General features: G+C 70.5%; 3 protein-coding genes. 2 read left to right on the top strand and 1 reads right to left on the bottom strand.

Annotated elements, in window-relative coordinates; translation table 11 throughout:
• The coding region (locus tag ACYVID_RS00005; RefSeq protein WP_460733208.1) for a hypothetical protein at positions 1-231 on the top strand (231 nt) is incomplete at its 5' end.
• Positions 232-493: 262 nt separating this feature from the next.
• Complete coding sequence (gene valS, locus ACYVID_RS00010; protein ID WP_460733210.1) at positions 494-3,106, top strand: valine--tRNA ligase; 2,613 nt, start codon at positions 494-496, stop codon at positions 3,104-3,106.
• Positions 3,107-3,193: 87 nt separating this feature from the next.
• On the opposite strand, the gene ACYVID_RS00015 is transcribed toward valS, so the two are convergent.
• On the bottom strand, positions 3,194-3,465 hold a 272-nt coding region (locus tag ACYVID_RS00015; protein WP_460733212.1), incomplete at its 5' end, for a hypothetical protein.

A 3,465-nucleotide genomic window follows, 5' to 3' on the forward strand; every position in this document is an offset into this window, starting at 1 on the left:
CGACTGCTCAAGCGAGCAATCGCACGCGAGATGTTCAAGCAGCTGACCCGTCCACACCAGGACCTCGGCGTCCACGATCTGCGCCCAGCCCGACAAGCCAAGAACATCACCATCGGCGCGGCCGCCGTCGCACTCGGACTTGCCCCGGTGACCATCAGCCGCACAGAACGCGGCCAGTTCGTCACCCCCGAGGTCGTCAGCCGCTACCGAGCATGGCTCGCGACCGCTTGACCAGACATAGGAGCTTCATTCCGAGACGCTCAGGACCGCTGTCCACAAGGGATCTGAGCATCGAGACCGGACCGTGACCGACCGGCCCGACCCGGCCCGGCTGTCCACAGGCTGCTTGTCGGCGTGCGGGGTTTCGAGACGGCGCTGGCGCGCCTCCTCAACCGCCGAACCCATGTCGCTGGCGCGCCTCCTCAATCGACAGGTGCCACTCGGCCAGGAACTGGTGTCAGCCCCCAGCACCTCGGCTCCTAGGATTCTCCCCATGACCGAGACCACGCAGCAGGCCCCCGACCCGACGAGCACGGACACCCGTGCCGTCGAGGTACCGGACAAGCCCGCGCTCGAGGGTCTCGAGACGACCTGGGCGCAGCGCTGGAAGGAGCAGGGCACCTACGCCTTCGACCGCACCCAGCCCCGGGAGAACGTCTACTCCATCGACACCCCGCCGCCGACGGTCAGCGGGTCGCTGCACGTGGGCCACGTCTTCTCCTACACCCACACCGACCTCATCGCCCGCTTCCAGCGGATGAGCGGGAAGTCGGTCTTCTACCCGATGGGCTGGGACGACAACGGCCTGCCCACCGAGCGCCGCGTCCAGAACTACTTCGGTGTGCGGTGCGACCCCTCGCTGCCCTACGACCCCGACTTCACCCCGCCGGAGAAGCCGGGCCCGAAGAAGCAGGTCCCGATCAGCCGGCCGAACTTCGTGGCGCTGTGCGAGCAGCTGGTCGAGCAGGACGAGCAGGTCTTCGAGTCGCTGTGGCGCACGCTCGGCCTCTCCGTGGACTGGGACCAGCAGTACACGACGATCGGCAAGAAGGCCCAGGCCGTCAGCCAGCGCGCGTTCCTGCGCAACGTCGCCCGCGGCGAGGCCTACCTCCAGGAAGCGCCTACCCTCTGGGACGTCACCTTCCAGACCGCCGTGGCCCAGGCCGAGCTCGAGGCCAGGGAGTACGCCGGCGCTTACCACCGCGTCGCCTACCACCGCCCTGACGGCACCCCGGTCCACATCGAGACCACCCGTCCCGAGTTGATCCCCTCGGTGGTGGCGCTCATCGCCCACCCCGACGACGAGCGCTACCAGCCGCTCTTCGGCACCACCGTGACCTCCCCGGTCTTCGGCGTCGAGGTGCCCGTCGTGGCGCACCCGGCCGCGGAGATGGACAAGGGCGCGGGCATCGCCATGTGCTGCACCTTCGGTGACCTCACCGACGTCACCTGGTGGCGCGAGCTGCAGCTGCCGGTGCGCACCGTGATCCAGCGCGACGGCAGGCTCGCCCGCGAGACGCCCGAGTGGCTGTCCTCGGAGCAGGCGTCCGCGGCGTACGAGCGCATGGCCGGCAAGACCGTCTTCTCGGCCCGCGAAGAGATGGTCGCGATGCTGCGCGAGAGCGGCGACCTCGACGGCGAGCCCAAGCCCACGCAGCGCATGGCGAACTTCTACGAGCGCGGTGACAAGCCGCTGGAGATCGTCTCGACCCGCCAGTGGTACATCCGCAACGGCGGCCGCGACGCCGGGCTGCGCCAGGAACTGATCGAGGACGGTGGCCAGATCACCTGGCTGCCGGCCCACATGCAGCACCGCTACGACAACTGGGTGGGCGGCCTCAACGGTGACTGGCTGATCTCGCGTCAGCGCTTCTTCGGCATCCCGTTCCCGGTCTGGTACCCCCTCGACGCCGAGGGCGAGCCGGACTACGACCACCCGCTGCTGCCCCGTGAGGAGCAGCTGCCCGTCGACCCATCGACCGACGCCCCGAGCGGGTACGACGAGGCGCAGCGCGGCAAGCCGGGCGGCTTCATCGGCGACCCCGACGTGATGGACACCTGGGCCACCTCCTCGCTGACCCCGCACATCGCGGGTGGCTGGGAGAGCGACCCCGACCTGTTCGAGCGGGTCTTCCCGATGGACCTGTGCACCCAGGGCCACGACATCATCCGCACCTGGCTCTTCGGCCGGGTCGTGCGCTCCCACTTCGAGCACGGCCAGGTCCCGTGGAGCCACGCCATGCTGTCGGGCTGGATCCTCGACCCCGACCGCAAGAAGATGTCGAAGTCCAAGGGCAACGTGGTCGTCCCGACCGAGATCCTGGAGAAGTTCGGCGCCGACGCCGTGCGCTGGCGCGCCGCGATGGCCCGCCCCGGACTGGACTCCCCCTTCGACGAGACCCAGATGAAGGTCGGTCGCCGACTGGCGATGAAGGTGCTCAACGCCTCCAAGTTCGTCCTCGGCAACGTCGGTGCCACCAAGACCAACGCCTACGCCGTCTCCGAGCCGGTCGACTGCGCCCTGCTCGGGCGGCTCGCGCTGGTCGTGCGGCGCGCCACCGAGGCGTTCGAGGCCTACGACTACACCACCGCCCTCGAGGTCACGGAGAAGTTCTTCTGGGAGTTCTGCGACGACTACCTCGAGCTGGTCAAGGAGCGCGCCTACGACGAGGAGGGCGGTGAGGCGACCGCCTCGGCCAAGGCCGCCCTCGCGATCGCGCTCGAGGTCCAGCTGCGGCTGCTCGCGCCGTTCCTGCCCTACGTGACCGAGGAGGTCTGGTCGTGGTGGCAGGAGGGCTCGATCCACCACGCCGCCTGGCCCACCGAGCTGGACCTGGGCTCCGCCGCTGCCGCCGACCCGTCGGTGCTGGACGCCGTCGCTGCCGCCCTGATCGGCATCCGCGGCGCGAAGTCGCAGGCCAAGGCCAGCATGAAGACCCCCCTGTCCCGGGTGGAGGTCAGCGGACCTGCCGCCGTGGTCGAGGCTGCCGAGCGGGCCGCCTCCGACCTGCGCCGCAGCGGCAAGATCACCGGCGACCTGGTCTTCACCGCCACCGAGGACGGCGAGCTCCGGGTCGAGGCCGAGATCGCCCCGGCTGCCGAGTAGCCGCTCGGCGCTGCTCCGCGCGAGGGCCCCGGTCGACATCGTCGACCGGGGCCCTTCCGCGTCGTACGCCGGGTGGGCGGGGTGGCGTCAGCGGCGGGGGCCGCCCTTGCCCTTCCCGTTGCCGTTGCCGTTGCCGCCGGCGTTGCCGTTGCCGTTCCCGTTGCCGCCGGCGTTGCCGTTGCCGTTCCCGCCGGCGTTGCCGTTGCCGTTGCCGCCGGCGTTGCCGTTGCCGTTGCCGCCGGCGTTGCCGTTGCCGCCGGCGTTGCCGTTCCCGTTGCCGCCGGCGTTGCCGTTGCCGTTGCCGCCGGCGTTGCCGTTGCCGTTGCCGCCGGCGTTGCCGTTGCCGTTCCCGCCGGCGT

This window comes from Nocardioides ginkgobilobae (assembly GCF_054781275.1).